1 protein-coding gene is annotated in these 581 nt (G+C 59.7%); it reads right to left on the minus strand.

Annotated features, from left to right (window positions below; translation table 11 throughout):
- Window positions 1–256: 256 nt before the first annotated feature.
- Window positions 257–581, minus strand: a 325-nt coding sequence (locus EN852_RS34730) for a transposase (protein ID WP_145971640.1), incomplete at its 5' end; no start/stop codon positions are given.

Consider the following 581-nt stretch of genomic DNA (forward strand, 5'->3'; position numbering starts at 1 on the left):
ACCGACAACGTCCTAAGCGCGGAACGAAATGGAGCCTGCAGTCAAGGTCTCTCTGTTCGTCAGCATGCCCTTGCTGCGTGACGTTGGTCAAGTCGTCGAACCAGGCGGCTTCCACCGGCAAGGGAAAAGGTCTCGTCCATAGCAAACACAGGGTCCGCACGAAGGCGGGCCCTCACCGTCCTCAACACGAGCTTCTGATCCAGGCGGAAGACCCGAACATTATCTACAGGGTCATCGAATCGATGCCCTCACGGCCCTAGCTGACAGAGGTTCTTCCACCTGGCACCCGCCCTTCAACGAAGGGCCGGTAGTCGGAACCACCTTTGACGACAGCGTGCACGACGCGGGCCATCTTGGCGGTAATAGCGGTCATTGCCTTGCGGCGTAGATCGGGATTGTCGCGATCCCGCGCAATGTAGCGTTCGAACTTATGACGGAAGCCATTCTCCCGCTGGCGGATGGCGACTTGTCCGGCGATCCACAGGGTGCGGCGCAGCCGAGCATTGCCGAATTTGGAAAGGCGGGTCTGGCCCCGATATTGGCCTGACTGCTGTGTCGAGAGGTTCAGCCCGCAGAACTTT

It is taken from the genome of Mesorhizobium sp. M2E.F.Ca.ET.209.01.1.1 (assembly GCF_004010375.2).
Taxonomy (GTDB): domain Bacteria; phylum Pseudomonadota; class Alphaproteobacteria; order Rhizobiales; family Rhizobiaceae; genus Mesorhizobium.